The 18,240-nt window shown below is 64.0% G+C and carries 19 protein-coding genes and 1 tRNA gene; 3 read left to right on the top strand and 17 right to left on the bottom strand.

Translation table 11 applies throughout. The annotated features are described in order from the left end of the window. Positions 1 to 16: 16 nt before the first annotated feature. Positions 17 to 93: transfer RNA gene (locus AC07VI_RS02055), tRNA-Met, on the top strand. A 47-nt stretch (positions 94 to 140) separates the two neighbouring features. On the opposite strand, the gene AC07VI_RS02050 is transcribed toward AC07VI_RS02055, so the two are convergent. After that, positions 141 to 941: a helix-turn-helix transcriptional regulator gene (locus tag AC07VI_RS02050; protein WP_086146773.1), complete on the bottom strand. Its 801-nt coding sequence runs from the start codon at positions 939 to 941 to the stop codon at positions 141 to 143. Positions 942 to 1,051: 110 nt separating this feature from the next. Between AC07VI_RS02050 and AC07VI_RS02045 the strand changes: the two genes are divergently transcribed. After that, positions 1,052 to 2,254 carry an MFS transporter gene (locus AC07VI_RS02045; protein WP_492995530.1) on the top strand — a complete coding sequence of 401 codons (1,203 nt, stop codon included), beginning with the start codon at positions 1,052 to 1,054 and terminating at the stop codon, positions 2,252 to 2,254. 30 nt (positions 2,255 to 2,284) lie between these two features. Here AC07VI_RS02045 and AC07VI_RS02040 read toward each other — a convergent pair whose 3' ends face one another. The 5 genes from AC07VI_RS02040 to AC07VI_RS02020 form a co-directional block, all read right to left on the bottom strand. Then, positions 2,285 to 3,073: an anti-sigma factor family protein gene (locus AC07VI_RS02040; protein ID WP_492995529.1), complete on the bottom strand. Its 789-nt coding sequence runs from the start codon at positions 3,071 to 3,073 to the stop codon at positions 2,285 to 2,287. Then, on the bottom strand, positions 3,070 to 3,591 hold the full coding sequence (locus AC07VI_RS02035; protein WP_492995527.1) for an RNA polymerase sigma factor: 522 nt from the start codon (positions 3,589 to 3,591) through the stop codon (positions 3,070 to 3,072). Before AC07VI_RS02035 ends, AC07VI_RS02040 begins: the two co-directional genes overlap by 4 nt. A gap of 21 nt (positions 3,592 to 3,612) precedes the next feature. Then, positions 3,613 to 3,978 carry a COG4315 family predicted lipoprotein gene (locus tag AC07VI_RS02030; RefSeq protein ID WP_086146769.1) on the bottom strand — a complete coding sequence of 122 codons (366 nt, stop codon included), beginning with the start codon at positions 3,976 to 3,978 and terminating at the stop codon, positions 3,613 to 3,615. 57 nt (positions 3,979 to 4,035) lie between these two features. Further along, on the bottom strand, positions 4,036 to 4,953 hold the full coding sequence (locus tag AC07VI_RS02025; protein WP_086146818.1) for a DNA-3-methyladenine glycosylase family protein: 918 nt from the start codon (positions 4,951 to 4,953) through the stop codon (positions 4,036 to 4,038). A 68-nt stretch (positions 4,954 to 5,021) separates the two neighbouring features. Then, positions 5,022 to 6,029, bottom strand: a complete 1,008-nt coding sequence (locus AC07VI_RS02020; protein ID WP_492995525.1) for an XdhC family protein — start codon at positions 6,027 to 6,029, stop codon at positions 5,022 to 5,024. Positions 6,030 to 6,129: 100 nt separating this feature from the next. Between AC07VI_RS02020 and AC07VI_RS02015 the strand changes: the two genes are divergently transcribed. After that, positions 6,130 to 6,270 carry a hypothetical protein gene (locus AC07VI_RS02015; RefSeq protein ID WP_170909650.1) on the top strand — a complete coding sequence of 47 codons (141 nt, stop codon included), beginning with the start codon at positions 6,130 to 6,132 and terminating at the stop codon, positions 6,268 to 6,270. 131 nt (positions 6,271 to 6,401) lie between these two features. Here the strand turns inward: AC07VI_RS02015 and AC07VI_RS02010 are convergent, their stop codons facing one another. The 11 genes from AC07VI_RS02010 to AC07VI_RS01960 form a co-directional block, all read right to left on the bottom strand. Continuing rightward, positions 6,402 to 7,505: a M48 family metallopeptidase gene (locus AC07VI_RS02010; RefSeq protein WP_086146767.1), complete on the bottom strand. Its 1,104-nt coding sequence runs from the start codon at positions 7,503 to 7,505 to the stop codon at positions 6,402 to 6,404. Positions 7,506 to 7,640: 135 nt separating this feature from the next. Then, positions 7,641 to 8,090 (bottom strand): dUTP diphosphatase, encoded by a 450-nt coding sequence (dut, locus tag AC07VI_RS02005; protein ID WP_070289098.1) that lies wholly within the window; start codon positions 8,088 to 8,090, stop codon positions 7,641 to 7,643. Between the two features lie 30 nt (positions 8,091 to 8,120). Continuing rightward, a complete protein-coding gene (coaBC, locus tag AC07VI_RS02000; RefSeq protein WP_086146766.1) occupies positions 8,121 to 9,341 on the bottom strand; it encodes a bifunctional phosphopantothenoylcysteine decarboxylase/phosphopantothenate--cysteine ligase CoaBC in 1,221 nt (406 codons plus the stop codon). A 17-nt stretch (positions 9,342 to 9,358) separates the two neighbouring features. Beyond that, positions 9,359 to 9,868 (bottom strand): signal peptidase II, encoded by a 510-nt coding sequence (gene lspA, locus AC07VI_RS01995; protein WP_086146765.1) that lies wholly within the window; start codon positions 9,866 to 9,868, stop codon positions 9,359 to 9,361. Positions 9,869 to 10,064: 196 nt separating this feature from the next. Then, complete coding sequence (ileS, locus tag AC07VI_RS01990) at positions 10,065 to 12,965, bottom strand: isoleucine--tRNA ligase (protein ID WP_086146764.1); 2,901 nt, start codon at positions 12,963 to 12,965, stop codon at positions 10,065 to 10,067. 67 nt (positions 12,966 to 13,032) lie between these two features. Further along, positions 13,033 to 14,004 (bottom strand): bifunctional riboflavin kinase/FAD synthetase, encoded by a 972-nt coding sequence (locus tag AC07VI_RS01985; protein WP_086146763.1) that lies wholly within the window; start codon positions 14,002 to 14,004, stop codon positions 13,033 to 13,035. Positions 14,005 to 14,299: 295 nt separating this feature from the next. Continuing rightward, a complete protein-coding gene (locus AC07VI_RS01980; protein ID WP_086146762.1) occupies positions 14,300 to 15,511 on the bottom strand; it encodes a tetratricopeptide repeat protein in 1,212 nt (403 codons plus the stop codon). A gap of 78 nt (positions 15,512 to 15,589) precedes the next feature. Then, a complete protein-coding gene (locus AC07VI_RS01975) occupies positions 15,590 to 16,021 on the bottom strand; it encodes an ExbD/TolR family protein (RefSeq protein ID WP_193068824.1) in 432 nt (143 codons plus the stop codon). A gap of 104 nt (positions 16,022 to 16,125) precedes the next feature. Continuing rightward, positions 16,126 to 16,554, bottom strand: coding sequence for an ExbD/TolR family protein (locus AC07VI_RS01970; RefSeq protein ID WP_071322342.1), 429 nt, complete (start codon positions 16,552 to 16,554; stop codon positions 16,126 to 16,128). Positions 16,555 to 16,559: 5 nt separating this feature from the next. Then, positions 16,560 to 17,492, bottom strand: a complete 933-nt coding sequence (locus AC07VI_RS01965; protein ID WP_216356370.1) for a MotA/TolQ/ExbB proton channel family protein — start codon at positions 17,490 to 17,492, stop codon at positions 16,560 to 16,562. Positions 17,493 to 17,578: 86 nt separating this feature from the next. After that, positions 17,579 to 18,235: an energy transducer TonB gene (locus AC07VI_RS01960; RefSeq protein ID WP_086146759.1), complete on the bottom strand. Its 657-nt coding sequence runs from the start codon at positions 18,233 to 18,235 to the stop codon at positions 17,579 to 17,581. Positions 18,236 to 18,240: the final 5 nt, after the last annotated feature.

Genomic DNA, 18,240 nt, shown 5'->3' with positions numbered 1-18,240 from the left:
TGGTATATAATTCGAGTGCGGGGTGGAGCAGTCTGGCAGCTCGTCGGGCTCATAACCCGAAGGTCACAGGTTCAAATCCTGTCCCCGCAACCAATTCGAAGCCGCTGGTTCCTCGCAAGAGGGCCAGCGGTTTTTTCGTTCTATGGCGCTGCTTCCTGCTGCAGCTGGCGCGCATACACGACCAGCCGCAAGTGGCGGTCCGCGTCGATGGTCAGCGCAGTGTGCTCATACGCGACCTGCTCGCCGCCGATTGTCAGCCGGCGCACGCCGTCGCATGGCGCATGCACGTCGTGGCGGCGCCACCATAGCCTGAATTCGGGCGAGACTTTTTCCAGTTCGTCGACCAGCGCATGGATGTCCGCTTCCTGCGTGGCGCGCGCGTAGTCGCGGCGAAAGCCCGACAGCATCAGCGGCGCCTGCTCTTCCCAGGCCACGAAGCGCGAGCGCAGCTGCGGGTCGGTAAACAACAGCCACAACAGGTTGCGGCGCGCGCCAGCATGCGCGCCGAAGCCGAACAGGGTGTCCGCGCCCGCATTGAACGCCAGCACGTCCCAGCGCAGGTTGAGCACATAGGCCGGATGCGCCAGTTCGTGCATCAATCGGCGCACCAGCGGCGGCACCACGCAAAACGTCTTGCCCTCTTCGGCGGGCGGGCGCGCATGGGCCAGCAGGAACAGGTGGCGGCGTTCCGCCGCATCGAGTTTGAGCACTTGCGCCAGCTTGTCGAGGAAGGCGCTCGAGACGCCGATGTCGCGCCCCTGTTCCAGCCAGGTGTACCAGGTCAGCCCCACGCCGGCCAGCGCCGCCACTTCCTCGCGCCGCAAGCCCGGCGTCCTGCGCCGCCCGCCGCCGGGCAAGCCCACGTCCTCGGGCGACAGGCGCGCGCGCCGCGCCTGCAGGTAGGCGGCCAGTTCATGGCGGGTGCGTTGCAAGGTACGCATGGTGCGGTCTTTCCGGTGAGCCTGTTGCTGCCAGTAATAGCATAAACAGTTAAATTGTAATTGTTTATATTGTATTCCAGAATGCCTGCTTTCTTCCCGAAAGCTTGCCCATGTCTGACTATTCTTCCTCCCGTGCCGCCGCGCCTGCCGCCGCCGCGCTGCCCGCCACCGTCTACCTGATCGCCGTGGGCGCCTTCGCGCTGGGCATGGCGTCGTATGTGACGGCGGGGCTGATGCCGCTGATCGCCGGCGCGTTGTCCGTGTCCGTGGCAATGGCGGCGCAGCTGGTGACGGCGTTCACCCTGGCCTACGGCCTCGGCTCGCCTCTTGTCGTGGCCTTGCTGCCGGCGCGCGCGCAGCGTTCCGGCCTGCTGGGCGCACTGGGCGTGTTCGTGCTGGCGAACGGGGCCAGCGCGCTGGCCGGCGATTTTGCCGGCTTGCTGCTGTGCCGGGCCGTCGCCGGCGTGGGCGCGGGCGTCTACCTGGCGCTGGGCATCGCGGCGGCGGCAGGCGTGGCGACGGCGCCGCAGCGCGGCAAGGCCATCAGCGTGATCATGGGCGGCATGGCGGGCGGCACGGTGCTGGGCGTGCCGTTGAGCCTGTTGCTGGCGCAGCAGCTGGGCTGGGCCGCTGCCCTGTGGCTGGTCGCCATCCTCGGCGCGCTGGCGCTGGCGGGCTTGCTGTGGCAGCTGCCGGTGCTGCCGGAAGTACCGGCGTCCTCGTTGCGCCGCAAGCTGGCCTTGCTGGCCGACGGACGGGTGCTGGCCATCCTGCTCGTGTCGCTGCTGGCCGCCATCGCCAGCCTGGGCATGTACACGTTTATTGCGCCGCTGCTGGCCTGGTCCGCGCAGGGGACGGCGATTTCCGCCACGCCCTTCCTGTGGGCCTGGGGCGTGGGGGGAATCGCTGGCAGCGTGCTGGTCGGGCCATGGGCCGACAGGGTGCGGCCGCCGAAGCTGACCTTGTTCATCTTGCAGCTGCTGGCGCTGGCCTTGTGCGCGCTGCCGCTGGCGGCCGGCTGGTCGGCGTGGCTGATGCTGGCGCCCATCGTGCTGTGGGGCGCGTCCGGCTGGGCCCTGCAAGTGCCGCAGAACCAGCAGCTGCTGGCCGTGCGCGCGCGGCAGGGCGACGGCAACCTGGCCATCGCCCTCAATGAATCGGCGCTGTACCTGGGCAGCGCCATCGGCGCCGCCATGGGCGGGCTGCTGCTCCTGCTCGACTGGCCCGCATGGCTGCTGGCAGCCGGCGCCGCCGTGGTGGCCGCCATGGCGGTGCTGCTGCAGCTGGCGCTGTGGCGCAAGCGGGCGCAGTAAGCCTGCGCTGTCCTGGCGGCGATACGCGGTTCAGCGAGGCTGCTCCAGCTGCGCATACACGGCGTTGGCGATCTTGCCCAGCTCCTTTTTGGGCAGATTTGCCGAGAGGGCGTAGCCGAGCTGGCCGTCGATCCAGTAAAACACGCTCAGTTCCTTCTCCTGCGTGTAGCGGAAGGCCGTTTCCTGCCTGCCGGCCCGCTCTTTCGCCACATACAGGGTCAGGCGCTTGCCGCCGCCATCCTCGTACATGAACTGCGCCACGGGCCCGTCGCCGTCGCCGGGCAGCAGGCGTCCGCCGATCAGCTGGTAGCCCAGCGGCGACAGCACGGGCGGCTGCAGCTGCGCGCCCAGGCGCTTCGACAGCCATTGCACCAGGTGCGCTTCCTGTTCCGCGCCCACTTCCACGGGGTGGCGCACTTCGGGCGTGTAGACGGCGTGGGCGATGGCGGCGCTGCGCGCCAGCATGCGCGGGCTGGCGCCAGCATCCGCATTGCCGGCGTCGCCACGCAGCAGCCATCCGCCCGCGCCGCCGGCAACCACCAGCACGACGGCTGCCGCCGCCTGCATGGCGGGGCGGTACCAGGCACGGTTTGCCGCCGGCGGCGCCGCTGCCTGCAGCAAGGACCGCGGCACGGCTTCTTCCTGCACGGGATCGAACAGGGCGCGCAACTGGCGGTTTTGCTCGCGCCAGGCGCCGACGCGGGCGGCGTCCTGCGGATGCGCGCGCAGGTGGGCGTCGACGGCCGCGCGCTGTTCCTCGGGCAGGACGCCGTCGGCCAGGGCGTGCAATTGCGCTTCGCTGATGGCTTGCCTTGTCATTTCACGACTTTCAGGGTGGGCGCGCCTCCGTCGCCGGCGGGGCGGCCGTCGAGCAGCGCGCGCAGTTTGTCCCGCCCGCGCGACAAACGCGACATGACGGTGCCGACGGGGATGCCCAGGGTGGCAGCCACCTGCTCGTACGGCATCTGTTCCAGCGCGACGAGCAATATCACTTCGCGCTGCGCCAGCGGCAAGCGGGCCAATGCCGCATCCATTTCGCCGATGGCGATGGCTTGCCCCGGCGCGCGCTCCGGCGCGGGCAGCACGGTGTCGTCGTCGAGCTCCAGCAGGGGCAGGCCGGGGCGGCGCAATTGGTCCACGTGCAGGTTATGCATGATGGAAAACAGCCAGGGCCGCATCTCGCCGCCGCGCTGCCACTGATCGAGCTTGCGCCAGGCCCGCTCCACGGTGTCCTGCACCAGGTCGTCCGCGTGCAGGGGCCCGGCCAGCGCGCGCGCATAGCGGCGCAGGCCCGGCAGGCAGGCTTGCAGCTGGCGGCTGTCCTCTGGCGTGGTCATCGTGGCGGCGCGGCGCGATGCTTAAGGCTTGGCGACGTGCCAGACGTTCTTGAAATTGTCGCCGGCCACGTCGCCCGGCTTCTTGTCTTCCTTGTACAGGTACAGGGGCTTGCCCTTGTAGGTCAGCTGCATGGCGCCGTTGTCTTCGCGCTTGATGCTGCCATACGGGGCGGCGGGCGCCGCTTCGGTGGCGATGACGGCGGGCCAGGCGACCAGGCAGCCGCCGCTGCAGGCGCTCTTGCCGCTGTCGGCGACATCCTTGTCGAACACATACACGGTCATGCCGCTGGCGTTGACCAGCATGCCGTTGGCGGGCATGACGTCGGCGGCGAAAGCCAGGGGGGCGGACAACAGGGCGGCGAGGGTGGCGATAGTGGTAAAGCGCATGATGGTCTCCTTGAGGTGTGGTGGGCTTGCAAGGGATGGACGCATGCCGCCCACCGTTTATTCCCGCTCGTTTGACATATTTTTTGCCGGCGCATGCAGGCTGGCCCACAGGTGGGCGGCCGCCATGGTGCGGTGCGGCGCGTACTGGCGCAGCCACTGTTCCGTGCGCGCCATGTCCGGCTTGCTCTCTTCGCCGAGCAGCTTTTGCAGGGCGGCGCGGATGGCCACGTCGCCGTGCAGCGAGCAGTCGGCGTAGCCGTAGCCGCGCAGCAGCGCGTAATTGACGGTCCACGGGCCGATGCCCTTCACGGCCAGCAGCGCCTGCGAAATGGCCGCCACGTCGCCGGAGGAAGGCAGCTCCAGCGACAATTTTCCCTCGTCGACGAGGCGGGCCAGGCGCAGCACGGTTTCCGCCTTGGCGCGCGAGAATTTGCGGCTGGTCAAATCCTCGACGGACAGCCGCGCCACGTCGCGCGCCTCCGGGTAGCACCACAAGCCGCTGCCGTGCCGGCGCCCCGCCTGCAAAATAAACGTGCGGCGCAGGGCGATGGCGAACGGCAGGTTGATCTGCTGGCCGATGATGGCCCACGTCAGCGCCTCGAAGGGGCTGGCCGATTGCACGATGCGCAAGCCCGGATTGATGCGGATCAAAGGCGCCAGCAGCGGATCGCCTGCAGCCAGCCGGGCAAACGGCTGCGGGTCGATGCGCAGGCCGAGGATGTTGAGCAGCGCGCCGTGCAGCGCCGTTTGCAGATCGTCACTGGCGCTGCCGTCGATCTCGGCGCGGCAGACGGCCGCAGCGTCCGTGAAGGCCACGTCCAGCACCACGGGCACGCCGTCAAGCAGGATGCCCTTGCGCAGTCCCGTAGCGGTGACTTGTTCGGCCACGGCTTCCCCGTCGCGGCTGTGGAAGGCGATCACGTCGTCGCGGCGGTAGCCGGCGGGCAGGGGGAGGGTCCAGTGCAGCAGGTTCATGGTGGCCAAAATCAGGGAAGGTAGCAGGGGCGCGCCGCTGGCGCATCTTGTTTCTTGCTTTTCAGGCGTCAGCGCACGCAGAGGCCAGGGTTGGGCGGCGTCAGGGCGGCCGCGTGCTGGATCTGCAGGGCGTCGGGCACGCCATTTTTCACGGCCGTCAGCTCGGCCAGGATGGAAATGGCGATTTCGGCCGGCGTCTTGCTGCCGATGTACAGGCCGATGGGGCCGTGCAGGCGCGCCAGCTGGTCCGCGCTGACGCCGAACTGCAGCAGCCGCTCGCGGCGCTTGGCGTTGTTGGCGCGCGAACCGATGGCGCCGACATAAAACGCGGGGGATTTGAGTGCTTCCATCAGGGCCAGGTCGTCGAGCTTTGGGTCGTGCGTGAGGGCGACGACGGCGCTGCGGCTGTCGAGCTTCAAATCGAGCACGAGATCGTCCGGCATGGCGTGCAGCAGGGGCACGCCGGGCACGTTCCAGCCGCCCCGGTATTCTTCGCGCGGGTCGCAGACGATGACGTGGTAATCCATGGCCATGGCGATTTGCGCCACGAAGCGCGACAGCTGGCTGGCGCCGATGATCAGCAATCGCCAGCGCGGGCCGTGCTGCGTGGTGAGCACGCCATTTTCCAGGGCCAGCACGGCGCCCGGCGCGGCCGTTTGCAGGGTGACGGCGCCCGTGCCCAGGTCGAGCCGGCGTTCGACCAGTTCGTGCGCTTCCAGGCGCGCCAGCAGTTCTGCCACGCGGCTGCCCGCATGCAGCGGCTCGATGGCCAGTTCGATGGTGCCGCCGCAGGGCAGGCCGAAGCGGTGCGCCTCGTCGGCGCTGATGCCGTAGCTGACGATGTCGGGCCGCGTGCGCACGATGCCGTGCACGCGCACGGTGTCGATCAAATCATCCTCGATGCAGCCGCCGGAGACGGAGCCGACCACCGTGCCGTCGTCGCAGATGGCCAGCGTGGCGCCCACGGGGCGGGGGCTGGAGCCCCAGGTCTTGATGACGGTGACCAGTTCGCAGCGGTGCCCGGCGGCGAGCCACGCGGCGCTGGTCTTCAGAACTTCAAGGTCGATGCTGTCCATGGGGGGCGGGAGTTACATGCCGTATGTTTGCGGCAAAGTATGGAAAAGTATTCAAGATTGTGGATATACTACCTGTTCCACCACCCTGCGGAGAATTTTCATGTCAAATGAAGTCAAGACGCAAGAAGAGGGTATTCCCAAGTTCGGCAAGCTGCTCGTCATCCTGTTCCTGGCCGTGGTGTTCTGCGGCGCCCTGACCTGGATCATGGGCACCTACTTCCCGAACTTCCCGGGCGCCTGAGCAAACCTGCTGCGCGTCGCGCTTTGCGGCCTGCGATGCTCACCGGCTCGGCGCCCCCGTACTAAAGTACGGTTGCGCTTCTTAGCCACAAATCACTGCCGCTCGCGACGGTTTTGTCAGGCGCCACTTTGCTAAGGCTTGAGCGGTTTCTTGGCCGCCTGCTTGGCGCGCACGTCGATGACGGCGCGGTTGATGGCCGCCATGCGCGAGTTGGTGCCGGGATGCAGGGCCGTGTAGCCGTTGGCGACTGTCGCCGGCACTTGCGTGGCCAGGCGCTGCCAGAAGCGGGCGGCGTTATCGATATTGTAGCCGGCGCGCGCCAGCAGGTAGATGGCCAGGGCGTCGGCTTGCGCGTCGAGTTCCTGCGGCATGGCCTTGATGCCGGCGGCGCCCGTCAGCATCGATACGTCGGGCTGCACGGCGCCCAGGCTGTCGATGATGGCGCCGGCCGTACCGGCCGTGCGCTGGCTGCGCGCGTGGTCGAGGATGTTGTGCGCCATTTCGCGGGCGGTGACAAAGGCGATGCCTTCGTCGTTTTGCGCCGCATTGATCATGCCGCGCGTGAGCATGATGCGCGCGCCGTCCGAATAGGCGTTGATATTGTCCGCATTGCCCAGGGCGACGCGGAAGGCGCAGGCGCGCGTGACGGGAATCTTCAGGTCCTGCTGCTGGCCGTCGCGGGCGATGGTCATGTTCAGGCTGGCGCTTTTCGAGGCCAGCGGTCCGACGATGGCGCCGAACGGGCCTTCCGCCTTCGGGCCGGCCGGCAGCGGCTTGCCTTCGGCGGCCAGCAAGCCGTCGCCCTTGCGCAGGCCGGCGCGCGCGGCGCCGCTGCCCGGCAGCACGCCGGAGACCTGCATCTGCTCGCCATAGCCGAGCGCCGCCTGCGCCGCGTCGGCATAGATGCCAGGGTAGGAATACTTGTTCTGCGCCGTAAAGCCCAGCAGGTTGCGCGCATACGTCTTGCACAGGTCCGCATTGTTGATCAGCAGGGGCGCCGAGACTTTCGACAGGCGGTCCTGCAGGGCCACCATCTTCACCAGTTCTTCCTGCGCCGCCTTTTGCTGCGCCGTCAGAGCCGGCGCGTCGGGCGCCGGCACGACGTTGAACGGGCCGCTGACATGCGTCGCCGGCGTGGTGCAGCCGGCCAGAATGGCCGCGCCGGCCAGTAGGAGGGGCGTGGCCAGTCGGCGCAGCGAAGTTGGGGCTGGGATCAGATGGCGGAAACCTGGCATAAACTTATTCCTTCTTGTCGCTCCAGACAAAACCTGCTGCGCGGCGCCGGTCGCGGCCTCAAACGTTCACTGTGCATACGCACCGCTCCGCTTTTAGCCACAACTCACGAGCCCGCTGCGGTTTGTCAGTCGCTGTTAATGTTTGCCGGTGCTGCCAAAACCGCCAACACCGCGTTCGCTGTCGCCGAATTCCTCGACGACGTTAAAGCCCACTTGCAGCACCGGCACGATGATGAGCTGCGCCAGGCGTTCCATGGGATTGAGCGTGAATGCGCTCTGGCCCCGGTTCCAGGTCGATACCATCAGCTGGCCCTGGTAATCGGAATCGATCAAGCCTACCAGATTCCCCAAAACGATGCCGTTTTTGTGGCCCATGCCGCTGCGCGGCAAAATCATGGCCGCATACGACGGGTCGCCGATGTGGATGGCCAGGCCGGTGGGAATGAGCACGGTCTGGCCGGCCTCGATGGTGATGGACTCGGCTATGCAGGCGCGCAGGTCCAGGCCGGCGCTGCCCGGGGTGGCGTAGGCCGGCAGCAGTTCTTGCATGCGGGCGTCGAGGATCTTGATGTCGATATTTTTCATGAATCTAAATGAGCTAATGCGTATAAAGGGTTACTTGAGGAGCGAGTTTTTTGCCAGCCGCTTTGAGATTTCCGAGATCAGCTGGCGCGCCAGGTTCAGTTTCGAGGCGCGCGGCAGCACGGTATGGCCATCCTCGTCGAAGAGGATGATGGTGTTGTCGTCCTGGCCAAAGGTGTTCTGGCCGATATTGCCGACGAGCAGGGGGATGCCCTTCTTTTCTCGCTTGACCGAGCCGAATTCCACGAGGTTTTCCGATTCGGCGGCGAAACCCACGCAATACGGATAGCCGGCCAGGTTGGTGCGCGCCGCCACGGTGGCCAGGATGTCGGGATTTTGCGCGAACAGCAGCTCGGGCACGGAGCCGTCGGCCTGCTTTTTCATCTTTTGTTCGCTGGCGTTGACGACCCGCCAGTCGGCCACGGCGGCGACGGCGACGAAGACATGCTGGTCTTCGACATGGGCCAATACCGCATCATGCATCTGCTGCGCGCTTTGCACATTGATGCGGCGCACGCCGAACGGCGATTCGAGCGCCGTGGGACCGGAAATGAGCAGTACTTCGGCGCCCGCTTCGCGCGCCGCCCTGGCCACTGCATAACCCATCTTGCCCGAGGACAGATTGGTAATGCCGCGCACAGGGTCGATGGCCTCGAAAGTGGGACCGGCCGTGACCAGCACGCGCTTGCCCGCCAGGACTTTCGGCTGGAAGGCGGCGATCAGCTCCGTCAAGAGCTGCTCCGGTTCCAGCATGCGGCCCAGGCCCGTTTCGCCGCACGCCTGTTCGCCGGCCGCCGGGCCGAAGATCTGGATGCCGTCGTCGCGCAGCTGCTGCACATTGCGCTGCGTGGCCGGGTTCTGCCACATTTCCACGTTCATGGCCGGCGCCACCAGCAGGGGCAGGTGGGCCGGGCGGGCCAGGCACAGGGTCGACAGCAGGTCGTCGCACACGCCGTGCGCGAGTTTGCGCATGAAGTCGGCCGAACACGGCGCGATCAGGATGGCGTCCGCATGGCGCGTCAAATCGATGTGCGCCATGTTGTTGTCGATGCGCGCATCCCACTGGCTGGTGTGCACGGGGTGGCCGGACAGCGCCTGCATCGTCACGGCCGTGATGAAATGGCTGGCCGCATCCGTCATCACCACCTGCACCGAGGCGCCGGCCTTTGTCAGCGCGCGGCACAGTTCCGCCGCCTTGTAGCAGGCGACGCCGCCCGAGAGTCCCAGGACAATTTTTTTGCCGGACAATTCCATGCCGTTCTCCTGCTTGTCTATTTGTTTACACGGCGCAGTTCATCGATGATGAACAGGGCCGCGCCGATGCAGATGGCGCTGTCGGCGATATTGAAAGCGGGGAAATGGCCCCAGCTCTTCCAGTGAAAGTCGAGGAAATCGACCACGTGGCCGTACACCAGGCGGTCGATGGCGTTGCCCAGCGCGCCGCCGAGGATCAGCGCCAGGGCCCAGCAGAACATGCGCTGGCCGGCGTGCTTTTTCAGCAAATAAATGATGTAGATGGCCGCCGCCAGGGCGATGCCGGTGAAGAAATAGCGCTGCCAGCCGCCCTGGTCGGACAGGAAGCTGAACGCGGCGCCCTTGTTGTACGCGAGCACCAGGTTGAAATACGAGGTGATGACCATCTCCTGCGCATAGCGGAAGGTCTTCAGGATCGTGATCTTGGTGATCTGGTCGAACAGGATGACGATGGCGGCAATGCCCAGCCAGGGCACCAGCGACGATGAAGAGGACGATTTCGATGAAAAACGGTTTTTAGTGGCCATATTTTTCCAGGGAAGATAAAGCCGCCGCCTGGCAGCAGGCGGCGGTTGGACTCATAGCATACAACGACGGGCAAAATCGTAGCGAGCGGCAGCGAGGCTCGGCGCCCCCGTTGGCCCGAGACGCGCAGCTGTACTTTAGTACAGCGAGCATCGCAGGCCGCAAATCGCGACGCGCAGTAGATTTTGACGACGTTGTTTAGGCGAAACGGCGAACTTCGCCCTTTCCAAACAGGTTGCTGACGCAGCGGCCGCACAGGGTGGCATGGGCGGCGTCCGTGCCCACGTCGGCGCGGTAGTGCCAGCAGCGCTCGCACTTCGGCGCCGTCGACGCGGCCACGAGCACTTCCTCTGCCGCTTCGTCGGCGACTTCGGCCACGGTTGCCTGCGAGGTGATGAAGACGAATTTCAAGTCGTCGCCCAGGGTGGTCAACAGCTTGTATTTCATCGGCGCGGCCTTGATCGTCAGCTCCGCCTGCAGCGAGGAACCGATGGCGCCCGAGGTGCGCAAGTCTTCCAGCTGCTTCGTGACGTCCGTGCGCACGGCGCGCAGGGCCGTGTATTTTTCCAGCAGCTCGGCCGCGCCCGAAACTTCCGGCAGCTGCCACCAGGTTTGCGTGAAGATGGTTTCATCGCTGGCGGCATACGCTTCCGCGCCGGCGAACACTGCCCAGGCCTCTTCGGCAGTGAACGACAAGGCCGGGGCCATCAGGCGCAGCAGGCTTTGCGTGATGTGCCACAGGGCCGTCTGCGCCGAACGGCGCGCGTGCGACGTCAAGCCCGAGGTGTACAGACGGTCCTTCAGGATGTCCAGGTAGAAGCCGCCCAGGTCTTCCGAGCAGTAGGTCTGCAGCTTCGACACGACGGGGTGGAATTCGTAGCGCGCGTAATTGTTCTCGATCTGCTGCTGCAGCGAGGCCATGTTGGCCAGCGCATAGCGGTCGATTTCGAACATTTCCGCCACCGGCACGGCGTCCGTGGCCGGATTGAAGTCCGAGGTGTTCGCCAGCAGGAAGCGCAGGGTGTTGCGGATGCGGCGGTACGATTCCGTCACGCGTTTGAGGATTTCATCGGAGATCGACAGCTCGCCCGTGTAATCGGTCGAGGCGATCCACAGGCGCAGGATGTCCGCGCCCAGGGTGTCCGAGATCTTTTGCGGCGCCAGCGTGTTGCCCAGCGACTTGGACATCTTCTTGCCTTCGCCGTCGACCGTGAAGCCGTGCGTCAGCAGCGCCTTGTACGGCGGACGGCCGTTCAGCATCGACGACACGAGCAGGGACGAGTGGAACCAGCCGCGGTGCTGGTCCGAGCCTTCCAGGTACAGGTCGGCCGGGAATTGCAGCTGCGTCGAGTGCGAACCGTGGGCCTGCGGGCCGCCCAGCACCGTCTGGTGCGTGGCGCCGGAATCGAACCACACGTCCAGGGTATCCTTGTTCTTGGCGTAGATGGCCGCTTCGTCGCCGATCAGGTCCCGCAAGTCCAGCGCCTGCCATGCCTCGATGCCGTCCTTTTCGATCAGCTTGGCCACCTGCTCCAGCAGTTCCGGCGTGCGCGGATGCAGGTCGCCTGTTTCCTTGTGCACGATGAAGGCCATCGGCACGCCCCACTGGCGCTGGCGCGACAGGGTCCAGTCGGGACGGTTGGCAATCATGCCGTGCAGGCGCGCCTGGCCCCAGTCCGGGAAGAACTCGGTGTCGGCGATGCCTTGCAAGGCCGTCTCGCGCAGGGTCGCGCCGCCGTCCTTCGGCGTCACGTCCATGCCGGCGAACCACTGCGACGTGGCGCGGTAGATGATCGGCGTCTTATGACGCCAGCAATGCATGTAACTGTGGTCGAACATCTTGACTTCGAACAAGGCGCCTGCTTCTTTCAGGGCATTGCAGATCGGTTTCGACGCTTCCCAGATGCTCATGCCGCCGAACAGGGGCAGGGTCGAGGCGAATTTGCCGTCGCCCATGACGGGCTTGATGAAGTCGTCGTCCTTCATGCCGTGCGCCTTGCACGAGATAAAGTCGTCCAGGCCGTAGGCGGGCGCCGAGTGCACCACGCCCGTGCCGCTTTCCGTGGTCACGTATTCGGCCAGGTACAGCGGCGACAGGCGGTCATAGAAGGCGTCGGACGCGTGCAGCGGGTGGCGGAAGCTGATGCCGGCCAGGGCCGCGCCGTCGCAGGTGGCGATCGTCGTGCCATCGAGCTTGAAGCGCGCCAGGCTGGCCACGACCAGGTCTTGTGCCAGGATCAGCAGCAATGGCTGGCCGTCGCGCTCGGTCTTCACCAGCGAATATTTCACTTCCGGGTGCACGTTGAGCGCCTGGTTCGACGGGATGGTCCACGGCGTGGTGGTCCAGATGACGATGAAGCCGTTATCGGTCGGCAGTGCAGGCAGGCCGAAGGCTTGCGCGATTCGTTCAAATTCTTTGAATTTGAACCCGACGTCGATGGCGGGATCGCGCTTTTCCGCGTATTCCACTTCCGCCTCGGCCAGCGCCGACTGGCAGTCGAAGCACCAGTTGACCGGTTTCAGGCCGCGGTAGACATAGCCTTTTTCCAGCAGCTTGCCCAGCGCGCGCAATTCGTCCGCTTCATTGCCGTGCGCCATGGTCAGGTAGGGGTTGTCCCACTCGCCCAGCACGCCCAGGCGGATGAAATCCTTCTTCTGGCGCTCGACCTGCACGTTGGCGTAGGCGCGGGCCTTTTCCAGCACTTCGGCCGTCGGCAGGTTCTTGCCGTGCAGTTTTTCGATCTGGATCTCGATCGGCATGCCGTGGCAATCCCAGCCTGGCACATACGGCGCGTCGAAGCCGGCCAGCGAGCGCGACTTGACGACCATGTCTTTCAGGATCTTGTTGACGGCGTGGCCCAGGTGAATGTCGCCGTTCGCGTACGGCGGGCCGTCGTGCAGGATGAATTTCGGCCGGCCGGCGGCAGCCTTGCGCACGCGCTCGTAAATCTTCTTGTCTTGCCATTGCTGTACCCATTGCGGCTCGCGCTTGGCCATGTCGCCGCGCATCGGGAATGGGGTTTCCGTCATGTTGACCGGGTATTTGCTTTCAGGCTTCTTGTTCTGCTTGGGCGTGGCTGGCTTGTTTTGATCGGACATAGTCTTCTTTAATGATATTGAATGGTTTGCGGCGGCAGGCGCCGCCAGGCGGCGGAGTTGGCCGGGATCAAATTCGGTCGGTGGCCGTGATGGCGCCGCTGCGCTGCTCGAACCAGGCGCGGGCCTGGTTTGAGTCGCGCTCGATGGCGGCCGTCAGGGTGGGCAAATCGTCGTATTTCTCTTCGTCGCGCAGCTTTTGCAGGAATTCCACGCGCACCAGCTTGCCGTAGCACGATTGCGCGAAATCAAACAGATGCACTTCCAGCAAGACGCGGCCGCTGTCGTCGACGGTGGGGCGCACGCCGAGGCTGGCCACGGCGGGCAGCGGCAGCGGTCCCAGGCCGTGCACTTGCACGATGAAGACGCCGGACAGGGCGGGGCGGTGCGCCACGCGCAGGTTCAGGGTGGGAAAACCCAGGGTGCGGCCCAGCTTCTGGCCGTGGATCACATGGCCGGAAATGGCGTAGGGATGGCCCAGCAGCTGCTGCGCCAGCGGGAAGTCGCCGGCGGCCAGGGCCAGGCGCACGGCGGACGAGGAAATGCGCGTGCTGCCATTCATGACCGTCGCCAAAGTTTCTACGTGGAAACCATATTGGCGGCCCGCCTCCTGCAGCATGGCCACGTCGCCGGCGCGCCGGGCGCCATAGCAGAAGTCGTCGCCGACCATCAGCCATTTCACGTGCAAGCCGTCAACGAGGACTTTTTCCGTGAATTCCTGCGGCGTCAGGGCGGCGAACTGGGCGCTGAAGTGCTCGACGACGACCCGGTCGATACCGGCGTCGTCCAGCGATTGCAGCTTGTCGCGCAGGTTGGCGATGCGCTGCGGCGCCTTCGACAGGTCGCCCGCGCGCTGGGCGAAGAATTCGCGCGGGTGCGGTTCGAACGTCATCACGGCCGCTTCAATGCCGAGTTCGGTGGCAGCTTCGCGCACGCGCGCCAGCAGGGCCTGATGGCCGATGTGGACACCGTCAAAATTGCCGATGGTCAGAGCGCAGGGCGCTCGAGCCTGGGCATTGGGAAGTCCGCGGAATACCTTCATAGGAATCTGATGAAAAACTGTGCCAAATGGGAGATTATACGGACTGTTTCAGGGATGCACAGCCGCAAGGGCGGCCAGAGCGGTAATTTCCCCCTGAAATGGACAAAAAGCGTTGCCGGCACAGGGCGGGCAACGCTTTTTGACATATTGCAACACTACCAACATCGCACAACAGCGTAGCGAGCGGCGGTGATTTGTGGCCCGGAAGCGCCCTCGTACTTGCATACGGGGGGCCGAGCCGGTGAGGTGCGCAGGCGGCAAGGCGCGCCGCGCAGCAGCCTCGGTTGATGCCGGCTTATTTCAGCATCAGCGACCAGTAGCGGGCCAGGTCAGCTGCGCCATCCGTGCCTTTGACGGCTTTCAGGGCGTTTTGGGCATTGGATTTCTTGCCAGCCACGCCGTAAGCGATGCCCAAGTGCAATTGTGCTTCTTCCTGGTACTTGGCGCTGCCCATCTTCACGGCCTGGTTCATCAGGTCCAGGCCCTTGTCGGCCTGGCCATCGGAAACCAGGGCGAAGCCCAGCTTGCTCAAGCTGTCGGCGTCCTTGTTCTTGATGTACTCGGCTTCCGACTTGGCGGCGTTGGCCTTCAGGTCAGCTTGCGTCTTCAGGGCCAGGTCTTTCAGGCGCTGGTGGCGGGCCGCATCGGCGCCCGTACCCAGAATGCCTTTTTTGTAACCCTGGTCGATGATTTTCAGCGCTTCGCCTGGATTGCCCGCTTGCAATGCCAGCTGGCTGATTTCCATGTATTCGGAGGGCTTGGTGAACAGGCCGTTGGCCAGGCGCAGGCGCTGGACATCCAGGCCCAGGCGTTGCGAGAAGCCTGGCTTGCCCGAAACGCGGTTCAGCAGGTCGGCCCAGTAGCTGGTCTTTGGATAGTTGCCTGCCAGTTTTTCCAGCGTGGCCACGTAGCCGGCCTTGTCATTCTGCTTCAACTGGATGTTGGCCAGCATCTGCAGGCTGCTTTCCGAGTTGCCGCCGCGCGATTGCAGCTCTTTCGCCGCCGCTGCATAGTTGCCGCTGACGTAGTAGGTCTGGATCAGCAGTTCGCGCATCTGTGGATCTTCGCGGTCTTTCAGCGAGCGGTTGATCCAGGTGATGGCGTTAGGCCAGTCCTTGGCGCGGTAGTACATGCCGGCCAGGGCTTGCGTGAATTTGGGGGCTTCGGCGGCGCCCAGGCGGCCGGAATTGATGACGGCTTCAAAGGCCTTGATGGCGGTCGGGTTGTCGCCGGCTGCGGCGGCGGCCGAAGCGCGCACGCGTTCGATCTGGTAGCTCTCAAAGGCGGTCTTGCCGCCAACGCTGTCAGCTTCGCGCAGCTTGGCCAGCGCTTCCTTGTTTTTGCCGCTGCTAGCGAGTTTTTGCGCTTCTTGCAGTGGCTTGCCCACTTCGGCGCGCACGGTGTCGGCGGCGTATGCCAGCGAGCCCAGGCCGATTACAGGAGTTGCTGCGGTAAAACCGATAGCGGCCATGACGAGGCCGAGATGAGCGAGACGAAACTTGGACATGAGAAAGTCTTTCAGTAAAAAGCGAATAGGCAGGAAGTCCTGCCTATTCGGATGTAAAGAGAACCTGATTGCTGCAGCTTACTGGAATTGCTCGTTGCCGACCAGACCGATTTTGGTCACGCCCAGACGCTGGGCCGACGCCATCACACCGGCGACGACTTTGTATTCCACCAGCTTGTTGGGGCGCAGATGCACTTCCGGCTGGTCCGCTTGCGCGGCGATGTTGCTCAGCTTGGCTTCCAGCGAGGCACGGTCAGGAACGACCTGATTGTCCCACAAGATGGTGCCGTCAAAATCGACATCGATCGTGACGACCACTGGTTCCGTTGTCGGTGGCGGCGGGGTGCCGACCGGCATGTTCAGGTTCACCGAGTGGTTTTGCTTAGGAATCGTGATGATCAACATGATAATCAGCACCAGCATCACGTCGATGAGGGGCGTCATGTTCAGTTCCATCATTGGTTCCGGATCCGCGTTTGGCGAACTGCCCGAACCGACATTCATACTCATAGTATTTCCTTTAAGAAGTCCAACGAAGCGCCGGGCGAGACTGCCGCCCGGCAAGCTTCCGGCAGTGGCGTCCCTTGTTGCCGGGACGCCGCTGTCAGCCGCTATCAGCCCTTGTCAGGTGGTTCGGTGATGAAGCCGACCTTCTGGATTCCGGCGCGTTGGGTCGTGTAAATAACCCGGCCGATCGATTCGTAGCGTGTTTCTTGGTCGCCACGAACGTGTACTTCCGGCTGCGGTACTTTCACTGCTTCAACTTTCAGATAATCGAACAGTTCGTTCGTATCTTTCAGTTTCTTCTGGCCCAGATAGATCTCGCCATCCTTGTTGACAACGATGTTGACGTTTTCTGGCTTGCTTTGAAGGGCTTGGTTGGCCTCGATCGGCAGATCGATTTTCTGCAATTTGAGGACAACCGGACTGGTGATCAAGAAAATGATCAGCAAAACCAACATGATGTCGACGAGCGGCGTCGTGTTGATTTCTGACATTACTTGATCTTCATCTCCGCTGTCGGAGCCGACGGACATCGACATGATTCTTATCCGATCTTTTTAGCGCCGGCAGCACGGCCAGCTTCGCTGGTCGACATGGCGCCGGAGATCAGTACCGAGTGAACGTCGGCGCTGAACGAGCGTACGTCTTCCATTGCGGTTTTGTTGCGACGCACCAGCCAGTTGTAACCCAGAACGGCAGGAACGGCGACCAGCAGACCGAAAGCGGTCATGATCAGTGCTTCACCAACTGGACCTGCAACTTTATCGATCGAAGCGTTACCGGTCATGCCGATGTTGGTCAGCGCGCCATAAATACCCCAAACGGTACCGAACAGACCGATAAACGGTGCGGTCGAACCAACGGTTGCCAGGAACGACAGGCCATCTTGCAGACGCGATTGGACTTTGTCCGAAGCGCGCTGGATCGACATCGTCACCCAGGTCGACAGGTCGATTTGTTCCAGCAGGGCGCCGTCATGGTGAGCCGTTGCCTTGGTGCCCGATTCAGCGATGAAGCGGAATGGCGAGCCTTCGGTCAGGGTTGCCGAGCCGGCAGCGATCGAAGGCGCTTTCCAGAATTTGGCAGCCGTTTCTTTGGCTTGCTTGAAGATCTTCATTTGATCCATCAGCTTGGTGATGATGATGTACCAGCTGCCGATCGACATGATGGCCAGGATGATCAGGGTGGCGCGTGGCACGAAGCCGCCGTCCCACACTGCTTGCAGGCCGAACGGGTTGTGCACTTCTTCGGTTTTGGCTGGCGCGGCTGCGTCAGCGGCTGGAGCGGCTGCGTCTGCTGCTGGAGTTGCTGCGGCATCAGCAGCTGGTGCTGCCGGTGCAGCGTCTGCCGCTGGAGCCGAAGCGGCTGCCGATGCTGGCGCGTCAGCGAAAGCTGGTGCTGCTACCAGGGCGGTAGTAGCGGTGACGGACAACAGAACCGCGGCAAAAAATGCGGACAAACGGGTATTCTTAAACATGCTTCCTCCAAAATTAAAAATAACAGATCGCTGAACGTAATGACAACGAAATCATGGTGTGAGACAGGGGATAACTGTCTCGGGTTTTAATCCAGCGACCAAACGTATTGCATTTGCTGCCAGCCTTGTTCCGGCTTGCCGTCGACTGTTGCCGGCTTAAATGTGCAGCGGCTGATGCCTTGCACCGCAGCTTTGTCCAGGTCTCTGAAGCCGCTTGACTTCACGATCTTCGAATCAGCGACCTTGCCATCCACACCGATCAGGAAGGACAGTGTCACCACACCGGTTTCCTCATTGCGCTGCGACGACTTTGGATAAGCCGGCTTTTCGCAGACACTGAAGTCAACCACGGCCGGCGTACGCACCGATTTGGCTGGTCCAGGAGTTGGCGCAGGCTGTGCAGGCGGCGATGGCGGTGCCAATACATTCGTGGCTGGCTTCACAGCAGTCGTATTTGCAATCACGTTCTGTTGTGGTGGCGGCTGCTGCACGTTCACCTCGACTGGCGGAATGAATGGCGGCGGTGGTGCCTTCATTTCTGGCGGCGGTGGTGGCGGTGGAAGATCCTTCGGTGGAGGCGGTTTGACTTCCTCGATAATCTTGGTTTCAACCGGTTCCATCATTTTGGTGACCAACCGCTTGCCCAAGCCCGTCACGATCCCGTAAGCCGCGAGAACGTGCAGCAGGACAACGATAGTGATGCCTGTGTAGTTCTTGGGACTTTTCTCGTTCGAAAAATTCATGCCTG

This window comes from Janthinobacterium sp. GW821-FHT03A03 (assembly GCF_059421435.1).
This window is presented reverse-complemented; position numbering and strand designations above follow the sequence as displayed.